At 72.4% G+C, this 18,555-nt stretch carries 17 protein-coding genes; 10 read left to right on the top strand and 7 right to left on the bottom strand.

Annotation, left to right across the window (positions count from 1 at the left end):
• Window positions 1-605 precede the first annotated feature (605 nt).
• Window positions 606-4,106: a DNA polymerase III subunit alpha gene (dnaE, locus tag F6X51_RS05330; protein ID WP_150962174.1), complete on the top strand. Its 3,501-nt coding sequence runs from the start codon at window positions 606-608 to the stop codon at window positions 4,104-4,106.
• 102 nt (window positions 4,107-4,208) lie between these two features.
• Here the strand turns inward: dnaE and F6X51_RS05325 are convergent, their stop codons facing one another.
• Window positions 4,209-4,940, bottom strand: a complete 732-nt coding sequence (locus tag F6X51_RS05325; protein ID WP_150962173.1) for a gamma-glutamylcyclotransferase — start codon at window positions 4,938-4,940, stop codon at window positions 4,209-4,211.
• 59 nt (window positions 4,941-4,999) lie between these two features.
• On the bottom strand, window positions 5,000-5,452 hold the full coding sequence (locus F6X51_RS05320; RefSeq protein WP_246696632.1) for a hypothetical protein: 453 nt from the start codon (window positions 5,450-5,452) through the stop codon (window positions 5,000-5,002).
• Between the two features lie 110 nt (window positions 5,453-5,562).
• On the opposite strand from F6X51_RS05320, the gene recO reads away from it, so the two are divergent.
• Together recO and parC are read left to right on the top strand one after the other, a co-directional pair.
• Window positions 5,563-6,294, top strand: coding sequence for a DNA repair protein RecO (recO, locus tag F6X51_RS05315; RefSeq protein WP_150962172.1), 732 nt, complete (start codon window positions 5,563-5,565; stop codon window positions 6,292-6,294).
• A 50-nt stretch (window positions 6,295-6,344) separates the two neighbouring features.
• Complete coding sequence (parC, locus tag F6X51_RS05310; protein WP_150962171.1) at window positions 6,345-8,594, top strand: DNA topoisomerase IV subunit A; 2,250 nt, start codon at window positions 6,345-6,347, stop codon at window positions 8,592-8,594.
• Between the two features lie 203 nt (window positions 8,595-8,797).
• Here the strand turns inward: parC and infA are convergent, their stop codons facing one another.
• Both infA and F6X51_RS05300 read right to left on the bottom strand, forming a co-directional pair.
• The gene (infA, locus tag F6X51_RS05305; protein WP_109890537.1) at window positions 8,798-9,070 is read right to left on the bottom strand and encodes a translation initiation factor IF-1; all 273 of its coding nucleotides are present in this window, start codon (window positions 9,068-9,070) and stop codon (window positions 8,798-8,800) included.
• A gap of 235 nt (window positions 9,071-9,305) precedes the next feature.
• The gene (locus tag F6X51_RS05300; RefSeq protein WP_150962170.1) at window positions 9,306-10,427 is read right to left on the bottom strand and encodes a branched-chain amino acid ABC transporter substrate-binding protein; all 1,122 of its coding nucleotides are present in this window, start codon (window positions 10,425-10,427) and stop codon (window positions 9,306-9,308) included.
• A 206-nt stretch (window positions 10,428-10,633) separates the two neighbouring features.
• Between F6X51_RS05300 and F6X51_RS05295 the strand changes: the two genes are divergently transcribed.
• The 4 genes from F6X51_RS05295 to F6X51_RS05280 are packed head-to-tail and all read left to right on the top strand — an operon-like array spanning window position 10,634 to window position 13,281.
• Window positions 10,634-10,957, top strand: a complete 324-nt coding sequence (locus F6X51_RS05295; protein ID WP_150962169.1) for an XdhC family protein — start codon at window positions 10,634-10,636, stop codon at window positions 10,955-10,957.
• 2 nt (window positions 10,958-10,959) lie between these two features.
• Window positions 10,960-11,661: an XdhC family protein gene (locus F6X51_RS05290; protein ID WP_150962168.1), complete on the top strand. Its 702-nt coding sequence runs from the start codon at window positions 10,960-10,962 to the stop codon at window positions 11,659-11,661.
• On the top strand, window positions 11,658-12,689 hold the full coding sequence (locus F6X51_RS05285; protein ID WP_150962167.1) for a molybdopterin-binding protein: 1,032 nt from the start codon (window positions 11,658-11,660) through the stop codon (window positions 12,687-12,689). Before F6X51_RS05290 ends, F6X51_RS05285 begins: the two co-directional genes overlap by 4 nt.
• Window positions 12,682-13,281 carry a nucleotidyltransferase family protein gene (locus F6X51_RS05280; protein WP_150962166.1) on the top strand — a complete coding sequence of 200 codons (600 nt, stop codon included), beginning with the start codon at window positions 12,682-12,684 and terminating at the stop codon, window positions 13,279-13,281. Before F6X51_RS05285 ends, F6X51_RS05280 begins: the two co-directional genes overlap by 8 nt.
• Before the next feature lie 21 nt (window positions 13,282-13,302).
• On the opposite strand, the gene F6X51_RS05275 is transcribed toward F6X51_RS05280, so the two are convergent.
• On the bottom strand, window positions 13,303-13,461 hold the full coding sequence (locus F6X51_RS05275) for a DUF2256 domain-containing protein (RefSeq protein WP_191970014.1): 159 nt from the start codon (window positions 13,459-13,461) through the stop codon (window positions 13,303-13,305).
• An 18-nt stretch (window positions 13,462-13,479) separates the two neighbouring features.
• The gene (locus F6X51_RS05270; protein WP_150962165.1) at window positions 13,480-14,346 is read right to left on the bottom strand and encodes a methionyl-tRNA formyltransferase; all 867 of its coding nucleotides are present in this window, start codon (window positions 14,344-14,346) and stop codon (window positions 13,480-13,482) included.
• Window positions 14,347-14,481: 135 nt separating this feature from the next.
• Between F6X51_RS05270 and F6X51_RS05265 the strand changes: the two genes are divergently transcribed.
• Both F6X51_RS05265 and F6X51_RS05260 read left to right on the top strand, forming a co-directional pair.
• The gene (locus tag F6X51_RS05265; protein ID WP_150962164.1) at window positions 14,482-15,216 is read left to right on the top strand and encodes an SDR family NAD(P)-dependent oxidoreductase; all 735 of its coding nucleotides are present in this window, start codon (window positions 14,482-14,484) and stop codon (window positions 15,214-15,216) included.
• Between the two features lie 5 nt (window positions 15,217-15,221).
• Window positions 15,222-16,862 (top strand): cryptochrome/photolyase family protein, encoded by a 1,641-nt coding sequence (locus F6X51_RS05260; protein WP_150962163.1) that lies wholly within the window; start codon window positions 15,222-15,224, stop codon window positions 16,860-16,862.
• Here the strand turns inward: F6X51_RS05260 and bcsS are convergent.
• A complete protein-coding gene (gene bcsS / locus F6X51_RS05255; protein WP_246696631.1) occupies window positions 16,829-17,596 on the bottom strand; it encodes a cellulose biosynthesis protein BcsS in 768 nt (255 codons plus the stop codon). The two genes, F6X51_RS05260 and bcsS, sit on opposite strands and share 34 nt — an antisense overlap.
• Before the next feature lie 343 nt (window positions 17,597-17,939).
• Here bcsS and F6X51_RS05250 point away from each other — a divergent pair, with 343 nt between their 5' ends.
• On the top strand, window positions 17,940-18,542 hold the full coding sequence (locus F6X51_RS05250; protein WP_281407627.1) for an exopolysaccharide biosynthesis protein: 603 nt from the start codon (window positions 17,940-17,942) through the stop codon (window positions 18,540-18,542).
• The last annotated feature ends 13 nt before the right edge of the window (window positions 18,543-18,555 follow it).

The following is an 18,555-nucleotide window of genomic DNA, read 5'->3' as shown; positions in this document are numbered from 1 at the left end:
CCGTCCCGCCCAAGCCTGAAGGGCCCCCCCTGTGTCGGCATGGTCGATGTGGTGTCGCGGAGCGATCCCGCGACCGCCCCGCCGGGATCGCCCGGTCGGGCCGGTGCGCGGCGGCACCCGGGTGGCGCGGAGCCGCCGGTCCGGCCCGGAGGCGCGTTCTAGCCGAACACCGCCGCGGCGCCTTGCCCCCCGATCTTCACGAAGACGTAACCATAAGGTGCATTACCCGGCTATCCCCGCTTTACATAGAACAAAACAAGAACAAAACTCAGGGCATCAACGAACGGAGAGGCCCATGTTCAAGCGGATGATCCTGACCGGCGTCGTCGAGTTCACGGCGTTCGGGCTCCTGTCGGGGGCTGTGGCACTCTGGGCCGTAGCCTTGGCTCCAATCCATTAACGGCATTCCGCCAAGAGCGCATTCTGTTCCCGCCTCCCGGGGGCGGCCCACAGGAAATCGGGGTTCCGGTCCGGAAAGAGCCGAAACCGGCAACCGGTGATGCCGCCAGGGCACATGGCGGTGGACATCTGCGGAGAGGTCGCGCTTTCCGGATGACTCGCGGGCCCCGAGCCCGGATCCTGCCCGGCCAACATCAAGGTCGGTCATGGGTCGTCAGCTCACGGAGGTCGGATTCGTCCACCTCCACGTTCACTCGTCCTATTCGCTCCTTGAGGGGGCCCTGAAGGTCGGCGACATCGTCAAGGCCGCGGGCGCCGACCAGCAGCCCGCCCTGGCGTTGACCGACACCAACAACCTGTTCGGCGCGCTCGAATTCTCCGAGAAGGCCTCGGGCGCGGGCATCCAGCCGATCGCCGGCCTGCAAGTGTCGGTGACCTTCGAGGCGGCCGACCCGATGGCGCGCGGGCCGGTGCCGAGCGCCAACATCGTGGTGCTGGCCCAGGACGAGACCGGCTACGGCAACCTGCTGCGCCTCGCGAGCCGGGCGTATTTCGACGGGGCGCCGGGGGAGGCTCCCCGCGTCGCCGCCGCGGCCCTGGTGGAATCCGCCGCCGGCCTGATCGCGCTCACGGGCGGCTCGACCGGCCCCCTCGATTCGGCCCTGCGCCAGGGGCGGCCGGAACTCGCCGCCGCCCGGCTGGCGCAGCTCGCCGCCGCCTTCGGCGAGGACCGCCTCTATGTCGAGCTCCTGCGCCACGGCCTCGACGACCAGGCGCCGGTCGAGGCCGAGCTCCTGCGCCTCGCCGACCGCAACGGCCTGCCCTTCGTCGCCACCAACGAGCCCTTCTTCGCCAGGGCCGACGATTACGACGCGCACGACGCCCTGCTCGCCATCGCGGACGGGCGCCTCGTCTCGGACGAGCGCCGCCGCCGCCTGACCCCGCGCCACGCCTTCAAGACCCGGGCCGAGATGGGCGAGCTGTTCCGCGACCTGCCCGAGGCCCTGGCCGCCAGCGTCGAGATCGCCCTGCGCTGCGCCTACCGGGTCCGCACCCGCAAGCCGATCCTGCCGAACTTCGCGCTCGTCACGGCCGAGAAGGCCGCGAGCGAGGGGGCGGGCGAGCCCGGCGCCTCCGGGGTGTCGAGCGAGCCGGCGGAGCTGCGCCGCCAGGCCGAGGCCGGGCTCGCGCTGCGCCTCGCCCAGCACGGCACCGCGCCGGGCATGTCCGAGCAGGTCTACCGCGACCGCCTCGCCTTCGAGCTCGACGTCATCGTCAAGATGAAGTTCCCGGGCTACTTCCTGATCGTCTCGGACTTCATCAAGTGGGCCAAGGACCACGACATCCCGGTCGGGCCCGGCCGCGGCTCCGGCGCGGGCTCGCTGGTGGCGTGGTCGCTCCTGATCACCGACCTCGACCCCCTCCGCTTCGGCCTGCTGTTCGAGCGCTTCCTCAACCCCGAGCGCGTCTCGATGCCGGATTTCGACATCGACTTCTGCGTCGAGGGCCGCGAGCGGGTGATCGGTTACGTGCAGGAGCGCTACGGCCACGCCCAGGTCGCCCAGATCATCACCTTCGGCACGCTCCTCGCCCGCGGCGTGCTGCGCGACGTCGGCCGCGTGCTGGAGATGCCCTACGGGCAGGTCGACAAGCTCACCAAGCTGGTGCCGCAGAACCCCGCCAACCCCGTGACCCTGGCCCAGGCCATCGAGGGCGAGCCCAAGCTCCAGAGCGCGATCGAGGAGGAGCCGATCGTCGCCCGCCTCATCGACATCTCGCGCAAGCTCGAGGGGCTGCACCGGCACGCCTCGACCCACGCGGCGGGCGTCGTCATCGGCGACCGGCCGCTGGAGCAGCTGGTGCCCCTCTACCGCGACCCGAAGACGGGCATGCGGGTGACCCAGTTCAACATGAAGTGGGTCGAGCAGGCGGGACTCGTGAAGTTCGACTTCCTCGGCCTCAAGACCCTGACGATGCTGCGTTGCTGCACCGACCTCCTCAAGCGGCGCGGCATCACGGTCGACCTCGCGAGCCTGCCCCTCGACGACGAGAAGACCTACGAGCCGATGAAGCGCGGCGAGACCGTCGGCGTGTTCCAGGTGGAATCGGCGGGCATGCGCAAGGCCCTCTGCGAGATGCAGGCGGACCGCTTCGAGGACATCATCGCGCTGGTCGCCCTCTACCGGCCGGGCCCGATGGCTAACATCCCGGTCTATTGCGAGCGCAAGCTCGGCCGAGACGCCGGCAACGAGGCCGCGTGGTACGCGCACCCGACCCTGGAGCCGATCCTGAAGGAGACCTTCGGGATCATCGTCTACCAGGAGCAGGTGATGGAGGTGGCCAAGGTGCTGGCCGGCTACTCGCTCGGCGACGCCGACCTGCTCCGCCGCGCCATGGGCAAGAAGATCAAGGCCGAGATGGACGCCCAGCGCGACCGCTTCGTGCGCGGCTGCGTCGAGCGCGGACTGGCCCAGGCCAAGGCGAACGAGATTTTCGACCTGCTCGCCAAGTTCGCCGATTACGGCTTCAACAAGAGCCACGCGGCGGCCTATGCGCTGCTGACCTACCAGACCGCCTACCTCAAGGCGAACTATCCGGTCGAGTTCCTCGCCGCCGCGATGACCCTCGACATCGACAACACCGACAAGCTCGCGGAATTCCGCCAGGACGCGCAGCGGCTGAAGATCACCGTCGAGCCGCCCTCGATCAACACCGCGGGCGTCGTCTTCGAGGTGCACGAGGGCCGGATCCGCTACGCGCTCGCGGCCATCAAGGGCGTCGGCCGCGCCGCCGTCGAGGCGATCGTGGAGGCCCGCGGGACCCAGCCCTTCAGGGACCTCGCCTGCCTGGCCCGGCGCCTCAACCCGCGCCACGTCAACAAGCGGACCCTCGAGAACCTGATCGCGGCCGGCGCCCTCGATGGCATCGAGCCGGACCGCTCCCGCGCCTGCGCGGCGGTCGAGCCGATGATGAAGCTGGCGCAGGGGGCGGCGGAGGCGGAATCCACCGGCATCGTCGACATGTTCGGCGGCGTCACCTCGGCGGACGTCTCCCTGCGCATCCCGGCCCACGACCCCTGGCCGATGGCCGAGAAGCTGAAGCGGGAATACGACGCGATCGGCTTCTTCCTCTCGGGCCACCCCCTCGACGAGTACGGCCACCTCCTGGAGAAGCTCCGGGTCCAGACCTGGGCCGAGTTCTGCCGGGCGGTACGGGCGGGCACCACCAGCGTCGGGCGGGTGGCGGCCTCTGTCCTCGACCGCTCGGAGCGCCGCACCAAGACCGGCAACAAGCTCGGCATCGTCACCCTGTCGGACCAGACGGGCCACTTCGAGGCGATCATCTTCTCCGAGGGGCTCGGGCATTACCGCGACATCCTCGAGCCGGGAAGGCCCCTGGTGCTGCAGCTCCAGGCCAATCTCGAGGGCGAGGACGTGCGCGCCCGCATCCAGACCGCCGAGCCCCTCGACCAGGCGGTGGCCCGCTACCAGAAGGGCATGCGCATCTATCTCCGCGACGAGCGCCCGATCGTCTCCGTGCAGCAGCGCCTCGCGGTGCGGGGCGAGGGCGAGGTCTCCCTCATCCTCCTCCTCGACGGGGGCGAGCGCGAGGTCGAGGTCAAGCTGCCGGGCAAGTACCAGGCGACCCCGCAGATCGCGGGCGCCCTGCGGGCGGTGCCGGGGGTGGTCCAGGTCGAGGTGAACTGACGCCGGGCCGCGCATCTCGGCCGATGCCCCGGCGGCGCGCCGCATCGGCGCGTCCGGCTGGACGGCGGCGCGACCGCAGACCGGCGCGCCCGCGCATCGCGCTCAGCCCGGACCCGGCTCCGCCCGCGGACCCGGGACCGGCCCGAGGGGCATCCCGCAGCCCCGCAGCCGCTCGGCGACCAGCGCCTGCAGCGCCATCAGGTGCCGGTCGCGGATGCCGAGTTCGGCGCAGGCCTCGGCCGTCCGCAGCAGGTACTCGGCGCTCGGCCCGAGATGGCCGCAGGCCAGCGCGATCTTCTCGGCGATCTCGGCCTCGGTGAGGCGCCCGGCGTAGCGGTCGCCGAGGCGGTTGACCACGAAGGCGAGGGCGTGGACCCGGCCCGCCGCCGTGTCGACGGGCAGCCAGCGCGCCTCGTAGCCGCTGCCCTTCATCTCCCGGCGCCAGACCGGCATCAGGGTCGCCACCGGGTCGCTGCCCTCCAGCCGGAAGGCGACACCCTTGCAGAGGCCGCCCCGGTCGAGGGCGAGCACGAAGCCCGGCCGCTCCCGCGTGCCGCGGAAGCGGCGCTGCAGCAGGCAGAAGCGGCGGTGGAAACCCCGCACGGTGCCGATGCGGCGCTCGCGGACGGCGAATTCCGGCTTCCACATCAGGGAGCCGTAGGCGAAGACCCAGATCTCCCCGGCGGGCCCCGGCTTGCCGGCGACGGCGCCCTCGAGGCCGGGCAGGAGTTCCGCGTCGGTCAGGAGGTGCAGGGCGGTGGCGTCGTCCTCGACGGGATCGGGGTGGGCGCGGGCGATCAGGTCGAGGGTGAGGGAGAACGGTGGGGGCGCCATGCCCCTCAAGGGAGCATCGCCGCGGCGCCCGCGCAACCCTCCCCGGTGCGCGCAAGGCCTCAGCCGCGCCGCGCGGCGTCGGTTTCGAGTTCGGGGAAGGGCACCGCGCGGTGGCCGCTGCAGGCCTCCTCGTCGTCCGCCACGACGCTCAGGCGCTGCGTCCCGATCTCCTCGCGGATCACCACCTTGGCGCGCTCGGCCTCGAACGGGGCGCGGCCCCGCATCCGGCTCGTGACGCAGTAGAGCGTGCGCCCGCCATCCTCGAAGGGCCCGGCGATGCGGCTCTTCTCGAAGCGCACCGGCAGCACCGACACCGACCCGAACTGCACCTGGGCGAGGGCGAGGGCGGCGACCCGCTCCCTGAAGGTCGCGGGGGCCGGCGCCCGGGCCAGGATGGGCGGCGGCCCGGAGCCGGTGCAGCCGCCGAGGAGCCCCGCGAGCAGAAGACTCGCGAGCAGGCTCTCGGGGAGGCGAGCGAGGCCGGGGACGGGGGCGGGGCGGGCGCGAATCACGGCGAGTCTCCGGCGGAGCCCCGAGATTATCGTTGCCCCCGCAACCGGAAAAGGCCGTGCGCCCCGGGATTTTGCTCACAATCCCGCGCCAGAATCCTTATCTGTCTGCCATGCAATGGAGCGACGACGCCCTCGTGCTCGGCCTGCGCAGGCACGGCGAAACGGGGGTCATCCTCGAGGCGATGACGGCGGCCCACGGCCGGCATCTCGGCCTCGTCCACGGCGGCCGCTCGCGCCGGATGCAGCCCGTGCTCCAGCCCGGCAACCGGGTCCGCGTCACCTGGCGGGCGCGCCTCGACGAGGGCCTCGGCGCCTACGCGGTCGAGCCCCTCGAATCGGCGGCCTCGCGGCTCATCGGCTCGGGGCTCGCCCTCTACGGCATCACGCACCTCGCCGGCCTCCTGCGCCTCCTGGCCGAGCGCGATCCCCATCCGGGCCTCTACGCGGCGGCCCGGGTCCTCGTCGCCCATCTCGACGACCCCGCCATCGCTCCGGCCCTGATGGTGCGGTTCGAGCTGGCGCTCCTCGGCGAGCTCGGCTTCGGCCTCGACCTCGACGCCTGCGCGGCGACGGGCGCCAACGACGCGCTGATCTACGTCTCGCCGAAGAGCGGGCGCGCGGTCAGCGCCTCGGCCGGCGAGCCCTACCGCGACCGGCTCCTGCCGCTGCCGGCCTTCCTGTCCGACCGGCGCGGCGCCAACCGGGTGCCGGGCCCCGAGGATGTTCGTCAGGGGTTTACCTTGACGGGGTATTTCCTGGCCCATCACTTCTGGGCGCCGCGCGGCCTCGCGGTTCCGGAGGAGCGGGCACGATTCGTCGCACTCGGGCTCCCCCCCGCGTGAGTTTGTTCGTGATATGTTCCATTGTTTGAACACACCTGATCGGATTTGACATGGGCCAGCCCTTCGAGCCGCCAACCGGCGACGGCATCGAGAGCGTCGAGCTGAAATCCGCGCTGGAGGAGCGCTACCTCGCCTACGCGCTCTCCACGATCATGCACCGCGCCCTGCCGGACGCGCGCGACGGCCTCAAGCCGGTGCATCGGCGCATCCTCTACGGCATGCGCCTGCTCCGCCTCGACCCGAACACGGCGCACAAGAAGTGCGCCAAGATCGTGGGCGACGTCATGGGCGACTTCCATCCCCACGGCGACCAGGCGATCTACGACGCCCTGGTGCGCCTCAGCCAGGACTTCGCGCAGCGCTACCCGCTGATCGACGGACAGGGCAATTTCGGCAACATCGACGGCGACGGCCCGGCGGCCTACCGCTACACCGAGGCGCGCCTCACCGAGGTGGCGCGGCTCCTCCTCGACGGGATCGACGAGGACACGGTCGATTTCCGGCCCTCCTACAACGGCGAGAAGGACGAGCCCTCGGTCCTGCCCGCCGCCTTCCCGAACCTGCTTGCCAACGGCAGCCAGGGCATCGCGGTCGGCATGGCGACCTCGATTCCGCCCCACAACGCGGCCGAGCTCTGCGACGCGGCCCTCTACCTGATCAGCCATCCCGAGGCGACCTCGGCCCAGCTCAACACCTTCGTGCAGGGCCCGGACTTCCCCACCGGCGGCATCCTCATCGATTCCGCCGAATCCATCCGCGAGGCCTACCGCACCGGCCGCGGCGCCTTCCGGGTGCGCGCCCGCTGGGCGAAGGAGGATCTCGGGCGCGGCACCTGGAACATCGTCGTCACGGAGATCCCCTACGGCGTGCCGAAGGCGCGGCTGATCGAGAAGCTCGCGGAGCTGCTGCAGGAGCGCAAGCTGCCGCTGCTGGCCGACGTGCGCGACGAATCGGCCGAGGACGTCCGGGTGGTGCTGGAACCGCGCTCGCGCAGCGTCGACCCCGTCATCCTGATGGAATCCCTGTTCCGGCTGACCGAGCTCGAAGCCCGCATCTCCCTCAACATGAACGTGCTGGTCGGCGGCCTCGTGCCCCGGGTGATCGGGCTCGCCGAGGCCCTGCGCGAGTGGCTCGACCATCGCCGCGTCGTGCTCCAGCGCCGCTCGCGCCACCGCCTCGGTCAGATCGAGCGGCGCCTCGAGATCCTCGGCGGCCTGCTCATCGTCTATCTCGACCTCGACGAGGTGATCCGCATCATCCGGGAGGAGGACGAGCCCAAGCTCGCCCTGATGAAGCGCTTCGAGCTGACCGAGGTCCAGGCGAACGCGATCCTCGATACCCGCCTGCGCTCCCTGCGCAAGCTCGAGGAGATGGAGCTGAAGCGTGAGCTCGACGCGCTGACGAAGGAGAAGGAGGGGATCGAGGTGCTTCTCGGCTCCGAGAAGGAGCAGTGGAAGTCGATCACCCAGCAGATCCGCGCCGTGAAGAAGGCCTTCGGGCCCGAGACCGCGATCGGGCGCCGCCGCACCAGCCTCGAGAACCCGCCCGATACCGCCGGCATCGACTTCACCTCGGCCCTCGTCGAGCGCGAGCCGATCACCGTGATCGTGTCGAACAAGGGCTGGATCCGGGCGCTGAAGGGGCACGTCGCCGACCTCTCGGGCGTCGCCTTCAAGGGCGACGACACGCTGAAGATCGCCTTCCCGAGCGAGACCACGGCGAAGATCCTGGTGCTCGCCTCGAACGGCAAGGTCTTCACCCTCGACGCCTCGAAGCTCCCGGGCGGGCGCGGCTTCGGCGACCCGATCCGCCTCATGGTCGACCTCGATGACGGCACCGAGATCGTCGCGGCCTTGCCCTACCAGCCGGAGGGCAAGCTGCTGATCGCGGGCTCGGACGGACGGGGATTCCTCGCGCCGGCGGATGCGCTCGTGGCCAACACCCGCAAGGGCAAGGGCATCCTCGGCCTCGACGGCGACGCGAAGGCCGCGCTCCTCGTGCCGGCGCAGGAGGGCGACCACGTCGCGGTCTGCAGCGCGGACAAGCTGCTCCTCGTCTTTCCCCTGTCGGAGCTGCCGGAACTCGCCCGCGGCAAGGGCGTGCGCCTGCAGCGCTGCCGCCAGACCACGCTCGTCGACGCCTGCGTCTTCGGCCTCGGCGAGGGCCTGCCCTGGCGCGACGGCTCGGGCCAGTCCCGCCTCGCCAACGCGCAGATCCTGGAGAAGTGGATGGGCCACCGCGCCGAGGCCGGCACCCTGATGACCCGCAGCTTCCCGAAATTCGAGCGCTTCGGGAAGTAGGACGCGACCCGGATCCCGGACCCGTCCGGGATCCGGCCCGATCGTTCATCCCGGGACGAGCGTGCGAGGCGCGAGCCGGCAGCGGCGGCGCATAGCCGCTCCGGAGGTTTCCTCAGGTCCACGACAAAGCGGCCCCGGTCACGCGTGGCCGCGCATCCGAAGGCCGCTCGAGCCTCGATGAAGGATGTGGAGCGGGGCGGCGCTCAGCGGCGCCGGAACTGGCCGCCGCGGACCGGGGGACGCGGACCCGAGCGCTCGTCCTTGTGACGGAACACGAGGCGGCCCTTCTCCAGATCGTACGGCGACATCTCGACGGTGACGCGGTCGCCCGCGAGGGTCTTGATGCGGTTCTTCTTCATCTTGCCGGCCGTGTAGGCCACGATCTCGTGGCCCTGGTCGAGCTGCACGCGGTAGCGGGCATCCGGCAGGATCTCGAGAACGAGACCGTCGAACTGCATCAATTCTTCTTTCGCCATCCACCATCTCCAGCCGGGATGCCTGACGGGAAGGCGTCCCGGGGCCCAAATCTCCAGCCAATCAGCAAAACGCCGGGGCGGCGGGTCCGATCCCATCGGATGCGCGAGGCCGTCAAGCGTAGCTCGGATGTAATGTTCGGAGGATGCCGACGCAAGCTTGCCGGCTCCGCAGGCGGTCTCCGATCGACAGGAAACCGGCCTCATCTGCGCCAAATGCCCGTTTTCGGCCGTCTCGTCAGGGCGCGACTTCGTTGCCCGCATAGTCGAGGCGCCCGTCCGGCGTCCGGCGCCAGACCCGGAGGGTGACGTCGCTCGGGCTCGGATCGCCCCGTCCGTCGAAGCCGATCTCGCCGACGACCGTCCGGAACGGACCGCCCGCGTGGAGGGCCGCCGCGACCTTGCGGCCGTCGCCGGTCCTCGCCCGGGCGATGCCCTGGGCCAGGATCTCCACCGCCGCGTAGGCCTCGGCCGCGACGGCGTCGGCTTCCGGGCTCCGCGGAGCCGGCCGCGCGCCCTTCGGGTCGGGCAGCCGGTGCGGCTCGGGGGTCACCGTCATCAGCGTACCGTCGCCGCCGGGCCCCGCATTGGCGGCGAAGTCGCGGTCGAGGATGCCGTCGCTCGCGATCACGGGCGCGTCGAGCCCGGCCTCGCGCAGGGACCGGACGAGGAGCGCGCCCTCCGGCGCGAGGCCGCCGAAATACACCGCGTCGACCCGCGCCGCCTTCAGCTTGGCGACGAGGTCCGACGCGTCCCGGGCGCCCCGGGGCAGGCTCTCGAACACGGCCTCGCGGTGGCCCCGCGCCTTGAGCTTGCGGGCGACCTCGTCGGCGAGCCCCCGCCCGAAGCTGCTGCGGTCGTGCACGAGGGCGATGCGGCCGCTGCCGTAGCGGTCGGCGAGGTAGGCGCCGGCGAGCGCCCCCTGCTGCGCGTCGCTCGCCACGGTGCGGAACAGGTTCCACTGGCCCCGGCCGGTCAGGGGGGGCCAGGTGGCGCCGGGGGTGACCACGACGATGCCGGCCTCCTCGTAGACCGGGGCGGCCTGGGCGGTGACGGCGGAGCTGAGCGGCCCGACCACGAGGCTGATCCCCTCCGCGGCGAACCGGCGGGCGAGCGCCACGCCCTGGCGGGCGTCGCTCGCATCGTCCCCCACCGCGAGGACGAGCTTGCGCCCGCCGGCGCCCCCCGCCCGATTGATCTCCGCCACCGCCTGCTCGGCCCCGAGCCGCAGCCCCTGCCCGAAGGCGGCGTCGGGGCCCGTGAGCGGCGCCGACAGGCCGATGCGCAGTGGCGCGGACGCCTGCGCCCATGCGCCATGGGGCAGGAGCAGGAGGGCGAGGAGCAGCGGCCACGACGTCATCGGAACTTGCCTCCCGGGGGCGGTCCTCAGGACATCCTGGGCTCCGCCTTGATAATCCGGCGCCCCACGTGCGCAAAGGCACGCGGGAACGCGGATACGCCGCGCGGTGCCTTGCAGCGCGGGCGGTGGAATTTACGTGGCCCGATCTCATCTAGGAAGGCGGGGAGGCCGTTCGCGTGCAGGCCAGGCCCCGGGACCCCGCGACCATGATCTCCACCGAAACCGATATCCTCGCCGCGGCCGAAGGCTGGCGGCGCGACGGGCGCCGCGTGGCGCTCGCCACGGTGATCGAGACCTGGGGCTCGGCCCCCCGGCCCGTCGGCAGCCACCTCGTCATCGACCAGGAGGGCAACTTCCTCGGCTCGGTCTCCGGCGGCTGCGTCGAGGGGGCCGTCATCACCGAGGCCCTGGACGTGATCGAGGCGGGGCAGCCGCGCGTCATCGAGTTCGGCGTGGCCGACGAGACCGCCTGGCAGGTCGGCCTCTCCTGCGGCGGGCGCATCCGCATCTTCCTCGAGCGGATCGACTGACGATGCGCGCCGACACCCTCGCCCAGCTCAACGCCGAGCGCGCCGCCCGCCGCGCCGCCATCCTGGTGACCGACGTCGCGGACGGGCACCAGCGCCTCGTGCGCGAGGCGGACATCGCCGCCGATCCCCTGTCCGAGACCCTCACGGCCCACCTCGTCTCGGGCAAGAGCGGGCTCGCGGCCGCGGAGGGGCGCCAGCTCTTCCTCACCGTGCAGGTGCCGCCCGTGCGCCTCGTGGTGATCGGGGCGGTCCATATCAGCCAGGCGCTCGCCCCGATGGCGGCGGGCCTCGACCTCGCCGTCACGGTGATCGACCCGCGCACCGCCTTCGCGACGCCGGACCGCTTTCCGGGCGTGCCCCTGGTGGCGGAATGGCCGGAGGCCGCCCTCGCCGGCCCGGTCCCGGCCCTCGACCGCTACTGCGCGGTGGCGGCCCTCACGCACGACCCGAAGATCGACGACCCGGCCCTGATCGCGGCCCTGCGGGCGGGCTGCTTCTACGTGGGCGCGCTCGGCTCCCGGAAGACCCACGCGAGCCGCGTCGCGCGCCTCGGCGCGGCGGGCTTCACGCCGGACGACAGCGCGCGCATCCACGCACCGATCGGCCTCGACATCGGCGCGGTGAGCCCGGCCGAGATCGCGCTGTCGATCCTTGCTCAGATCGTCGCGACGCTGCGCCGGGAGAGAATCAGGGCCGTTCCGTGAAATTCGGCCCCGTTCCCATCCGGGAGGCCGCCGGCCTCATCGCGGCCCACTCGGTCAAGGCCGGCGCGGTCTCGCTGCGCAAGGGCAACCCGATTCCGCCCGAGGTCGCCGTCCGGCTGCAGGACGAGGGCGTGCGCGAGGTGGTGGCCGTCACCCTCGAGCCCGGCGATGTCGGCGAGGACGCGGCGGCCGAGCGCCTGGCCGGGCAACTGCTCGGCCCCGGCCTGCGCCGCGACGCGCCCTTCACCGGCCGCTGCAACCTGTTCGCGACCCGGAACGGCCTGCTCCAGGTCGGGCGGTCCGGGATCGACGCGGTGAATTCCGTCGACGAGGCGATCACGGTGGCGACCCTGGCCCCGTTCAAGCCGGTGGTGGCCGGCGAGATGGTGGCGACCGTCAAGATCATCCCCTACGCGGTGCCGGGTTTCCTCCTGGAGGAGGCCTGCGGGGCGGCCCGTCCCGGCCTCCTCGGCGTCGCGCCCTACCGGCTCGCCCGCGTCGGCGTCGTCTCGACGGTGCTGCCCGGCCTCAAGGACGCGACAATCGACAAGACCCTGCGCAACCTGCGCCGCCGCCTCGCCCCGACCGGGGCGGAGATCGCCACCGAGCGGCGGGTGCCGCATGCCCGCGAGGCCGTCGCGCGGGCCCTGGCGCAGGTGATCGAGGCGGGGGCGGAGATCGCCGTGATCTTCGGAGCCTCCGCGATCGCCGACCGGCGCGACGTCATTCCGGCGGGGATCGAGGCGGCGGGCGGCACCGTCGCGCATCTCGGCATGCCGGTCGATCCCGGCAACCTGCTGCTCGTCGGGGCCCGGGGCGGCGTGCCGGTGATCGGGGCGCCGGGCTGCGCCCGCTCGCCGAAGGAGAACGGCTTCGACTGGGTGCTGCACCGCCTGCTCGCCGGCCTGCCCGTCACCCGCGCGGACATCGTGGGGCTCGGCGTCGGCGGCCTCCTGATGGAGATCGTGTCGCGGCCCCAGCCCCGCGCCGGCGGCGCCAGCGCCGAGACGGAGGAGGACGATGCCTGAGGCGGCCGTCGCCACCGTGCTGCTCGCGGCCGGCCGCGGCACTCGCTTCGGTACGGCCCCGAAGCTGCTCGCCGACCTCGACGGCCGGCCCCTGGTGCGCCACGCGGCCGAGGCGGCGCTGGCCGCCTCGGCCCGGCCGGTCGTCGTCGTGCTCGGCGCCCACGCGCAGGCCTTGCGGACGGCGCTGGCCGGGCTCGACCTCGTCCTGGTCGAGAACCCGGATTACGCGGCCGGCCTCTCGACCTCCCTGCGCGCCGGGCTCGCGGCCCTGCCGGCGGCGATCCCCGGCGCCCTCGTGCTCCTCGGCGACATGCCGCGCGTCACTCCGGCCCAGCTCGACCGGCTGGTCGCGGCCTTCGCGGCGGCCGACCCGCGTCCCGCCGCGGTGGTTCCGGTCCATGCCGGGCGCCGCGGCAACCCGGTCCTCCTGAACCGGCACCGCCTCGCCCCCGACCTCGCGCGCCTCAGCGGCGACCGGGGCGCCGGGCCGATCCTCGCGGGCCGCACGGACGTGCTGGAGATCCCGGGCGATGCGGGCACCGCCCTCGACATCGACACGCCTGCGGCGCTCGCGGGACTGGGCGGGGATTAGCCGCGCGGGCCCGGATCCGCCTCATCCGGGCCGCCCCCGCTTCGCCTCCGCCCGGCAGCGGTCGGAGCAGTAGCGGACCTCGTCCCAGACCCGCTCCCACTTCTTGCGCCAGGCGAAGGGCTTGCCGCACCGGGCGCAGGTCTTCGTCGGCAGGTCGCCCTTGCGGCGCATCGGCGGCATGATCGGCTCCGGTCCGGGTCAGCGCCCGATCTGCGCCGCCTCGCTCACCGGCACCGGGCTCCAGCGGGTGAGGACGATGTAGCCGTCGCGTGCCGCCACCACGACGCTGCGGCGGTAGCGGTGGACGACGGTGCCGGGCGTCAGCGTGTGGGCCTCCCGCCAGCCGTCGGCTGCGGCGACGAAGACCCGGGCATCGCCGAGGCGCGCGATGGTCTCGATGGCTCCGAAGGCCCGGACCCGGCGCAGCACAGCGTCGACGTCCTTGCGGAAGTCGAGGGTGCGGTCGGCGTCGCTGACCCGGGCCCAGTAGGAGCCGTCGCCCTGGGGCTCGGGCCGGCGCCAGCGCTGGGGCAGTTCCCGGGCGATCGGCCCCGCGGCGAGGCGGCGGGCCGCCATCTGGCACTTGGCGAGCAGGCTCTCGTGGGTCTCCTGCGGCGAGACCGGGAAGAGGTCCTGCGCGAGGATGTCGCCGGTGTCGAAGCCGTCCTCCGACAGGGTGTGGGCGGTGACGCCCCAGGTCTCGTAGCCGTCGAGGATCGCCTGGAACAGCGGGTAGGGGCCCCGGCCCGTGGGCAGGGGCGAGGGGTGGACGTTGATCCCGTAGGCCGCCCGCCCGCGCCAGCCCGTCACCAGCCAGGGATAGCCCGAGACGACGAGCGCCCAGTCCTTGCCGTGGGCCGCGTGGAGCGCGTCGAGGTCGGCCTGCCGGATGCGCGAGAGCTGCATCGGCAGGCGGCGCTGGCGGGCCTGGGCCACCACCACCTCGTTGTGGTCGTAGAGCCCGTCGCAGGGACGGGTGAACAGCTTGACCGGCGTCCAGCCGGCCTGGACCAGCGCATCGAACACACCACCGAGGAAGTCGATGCCCGCGAAGGCGAATTTCATGACGATCCTGACGCCGAACGGGCGATCCGAGACACGGGGCCTGCGACCATACGGAGCGGGCGGTTGCGGCTGCGGCAACTCCACGCGGGCCATCCGCGCGTTACCTAAGGGATCCTGAGGGGAAAGGGAGCGCCGATGCAACGGGTTGTGATCTACGGCGGCACCGGGGGGATCGGGCGGGCCACCGCCCGGGCGCTCAGGGCCCGCGGCTACCCCCTCCACCTCGTCGCCCGCGACGCCGCGCGCCTCGAGGAGGCGGCGGACCACCTCGGCGACACCACCATCACGGCGGGCGACGCCACCGAGCCGGGCTTCGCCGACCAGGTCGCCAAGGAGGCCGGGGACCGGCTCGGCGGCCTCGTCTACGCGGTCGGCACCATCAACCTGCGCCACCTCGTCCGGCTCACGCCCGAGGACATCGAGACCGATTTCCGCGTCAACGCCCTCGGGGCCTTCCTGGCGGTCCAGGCGGCGGCCCCGGCCCTCAAGGCGGGGGCCGGCGAGGCGGGGGCGGGCGTTGTGCTCTTCTCCACCGTGGCGGTCGCGCAGGGCTTCCCCTCCCACGCCTCCGTGGCGATGGCGAAGGGCGCGGTCGAGGGGCTCGCCCTCTCGCTCGCCGCGGAACTCGCCCCGCAGGTGCGGGTCAACGTGGTGGCGCCCTCGCTCACCCGCACGCCGCTCGCCGCCGCCATCACGGGCAACGAGACCCTCGCTTCCGGGATCGCCTCCATGCACGCCCTGCAGCGCCTCGGCACGCCCGAGGACATCGCGGCGCTCGCGAGCTTCCTCGTCTCGGCGGAGGCGGGCTGGATCACCGGCCAGGTCATCGGCGCCGATGGCGGCCGCTCGATGCTGCGCACCAAGGGCTGAGGCGCGTGCCCCGAAGCGAGGCGCGGCCGCCGGCGCCGCGGATTCTGCGTTTCCTCCTCGGGGATCAGCTTCACCGCCGCATCGCGACGCTGACCGACCTCGACGCGGAGCGCGACGTCGTGCTCCTCGTCGAGGTCGAGGCGGAGGCGACCTATGTCCGCCACCACAAGCAGAAGATCGCCTTCCTGTTCTCGGCCATGCGCCACTTCGCGGCGGAACTCGCGGCCGAGGGCATCGCGGTCGACTACGTCCGGATCGACGCGCCCGGCAACAGCGGCAGCTTCACCGGGGAGCTCGAGCGGGCGCTCGCCCGGCACGCCCCCGACCGGGTCGTCGTCACCGAGCCCGGCGAGTGGCGGGTCTGGGAGATGATGCGGGGCTGGCGCGCGGATCTGCCCGTGCCGCTGGAGATCCGCCCGGATAACCGCTTCCTCTGCCCCCGCGCGGACTTCGCCGCCTGGGCCGGCGACCGGCGGGCCCTGCGGATGGAGACCTTCTACCGCGGCATGCGGCGCCGCACCGGCTTCCTGATGGAGGGGGCGGAGCCCGTCGGCGGCCAGTGGAACTTCGACCACGACAACCGCAAGCGCCTGCCGAAGGGCCACGCGGTGCCCCCGCGCCGCGGCTTCGAGCCCGACGCGACGACCCGCGCCGTCCTCGACCTCGTGGCGATCCGCTACGCCGACCATTTCGGCGATCTCGACGGCTTCGCCTGGCCGGTGACCCGGGCGGATGCCCTCGCGGCGCTCGCGCATTTCATCGAGGCCTGCCTGCCGTCCTTCGGCGATTACCAGGACGCGATGAAGGCCGGGGAGCCCTTCCTCTACCACGCGATGATCGCCCCGGCCCTCAATGCGGGCCTGCTCACGGCCGAGGAGGTCTGCGCGGCGGCCGAGCGCGCCTTCCGGGACGGCGCGGCGCCCCTCAACGCCGCCGAGGGCTTCATCCGGCAGATCCTCGGCTGGCGCGAATACGTGCGCGGCCTGTACTGGGCCCGCATGCCCGATTACGCGCGGACCAACGCCCTCGAGGCCGTCCGCGATCTGCCCTGGTTCTACTGGTCGGGCGAGACCGCGATGAACTGCCTCGCCCAGTGCGTCGGCGACACGCGGGCCCAGGCCTACGCCCATCACATCCAGCGCCTGATGGTGACGGGCAACTTCGCCCTGATCGCCGGGATCGACCCGGCCCAGGTCGAGGAATGGTACCTCGTCGTCTACGCCGACGCCTACGAGTGGGTCGAGTTGCCCAACGTCCACGGCATGGTCCTGTGGGCCGATGGCGGGGTGATGGGCTCGAAGCCCTACGCGGCATCGGGGGCCTATATCGACCGGATGTCGGATTATTGCGGCGCCTGCGCCTACGACGTGAAGGCCAAGGCCGGGCCGACGGCTTGCCCGTTCAACTACCTCTACTGGAACTTCCTGATCGAGAACGAGGCGCGCCTCGCCGGCAATCCCCGCATGGCGATGCCCTATCGGACGCTCGCCAGGATGGGCGACCGGCGCCGGGCGGAGATCCGCGCCGATGCGGGCCGCTTCCTCGACGGCCTCTCCGCCGCGAAGCAGGACCCACCGGACGGCCAGCTCAGCCTCGGCCTCGCCGGTCCCCCTCAGAGGTCGGTCCAGGCCGAGACCGCGACGTAGGGGCTGCCCGCCCCACCGCTCGATTCGAACTGGAAGCCCGCCGAGGCCCGCAGGCCGAAGCGGCCGATCGCGAAATCCGTCCCGTGCAGGCCGATGCTCCACTTCCGGTAGCCGGTCCGGTCGGCATAGAGGCCGACCTCCGGGCCCAGATAGGTGTCCCAGAGCCGGTAGCCGAGGGCGATCCGGGTCCAGGCATCGCCGCGGGCCGAGCCCAGGATCGCGGTGGCGGCCAGGAGGGTGTCGGTGCTCGGCCGGGCCCAGACCTCCCCGTGCAGGCGCAGGCCGGTGCGGCCCGGGAAGACGTACAGGGTGTTGCCGTCGAGGATCGCCTCGCGGCTGCCCTCGACCCCCGCATAGGCGGCCACCACGCCCCAATCGGCGAACCACTGGTAGCCGACGAGCGCCGAGCCGAGGAACGTGTGGCGCGCGAGGCTCGCCACCCCGGCCCGCGTGTCGCAGGTGCAGGAGCTCCGCTCCACGCGCCGCCCGATCCCGGCGCTCGCGAGCGCGACGAAGCCCGGCCGGTCGAGCCGGTCGAGGGCGATCTTCGCGCCCGCCGTCGCGAAGGTCGAGGCGGCGGCATCGAGGCTCCCGAACAGCAGCGTGCTGGCCTCGCCCTCCGCCGCCGGGGCGCCCGTCGCCATCGGGGTCCCGGTCGCCATCAGGGCCAGCGCTCGGGCGAGCCGGCGGCGCCGCAACAGGACGGCGCGGCGGCGCTGGGCGGGACGAGGCAACGTGGTCCTCACGGAGCCAACCTGTGAAGCAATGACGAGGCGGTCTCGGAAGACTATGGTTCAGATCAGCTTGTCGACTCTCATCAATATTGCGAGAGCGAACATTTCAATCATATCTGTTCAACTATAGAGCAGAAAACAATTCGCGCTCGAGTGATTAATACTCTAGGTTATATGATTGGCGGGAATATTAACCTGAGCGAGGCTCGGCGCCGGTTGTGCGTCCGCGCACCGGTCGGGCGATCCGCCGCCGAGCTCGGCGGCCCGCCGGGTCCCCCCGCGCTTGGCGCTGGGTCCGAGATCGGCTAGAGCCCCGGCCGGGAACAGCAGCCAGCGGCCAGCCTTGTATTCAAGTGCACGAACTTCCGACGTCCTCACCGTGCTCGCGAGCCAGGAGGGCGATCGGCTGACCGTCGGCGACATCGTCGCCGTGCTGCGCGATCGTGCCTTCGCGCTGCTCGTGGTGCTGCTCGGCCTGCCGAACTGCCTGCCGATGCCGCCGCCGATCCCGCTGATCTGCGGCCTGCTGCTGATGCTCGTGGCCGCGCAGATCGCGGCCGGGATGTCGGCGCCCTGGCTCCCCCGCATGCTGCTCGAGCGCTCGATCGCCCGCAGCGACGTGGAGCGGGCGGTGAAGCGGGCGGTGCCGCTGCTGCGGCGCCTGGAGCGCTGGTCGCGCCCGCGCATGAGTGTGTTCGAATCCGCGCTCGGCATGCGCGGCATGGGCCTGATCCTGCTCACCCTCGCGATGGCGCTGATCGTGGCGGCCCCCGTGGTCGGCCAGATTCCCCTCGGCCTCGCGGTCTGCCTCGTCGGGCTCGGCCTGGTGGAGCGCGATGGCGTCGTCGTCCTCGTCGGGCTCGGGATCGGGGCGCTCGGCGTCGCCCTCAATGCGGGCTTCGTCTACGCGATCGTCGCCGGCATCATGAGCCTGTTCCACCTCTGAGCCCGGATCGCCG

The sequence above is a fragment of the Methylobacterium planeticum genome (genome assembly GCF_008806345.1).
GTDB classification, from domain to species: domain Bacteria; phylum Pseudomonadota; class Alphaproteobacteria; order Rhizobiales; family Beijerinckiaceae; genus Methylobacterium; species Methylobacterium planeticum.
This window is presented reverse-complemented; position numbering and strand designations above follow the sequence as displayed.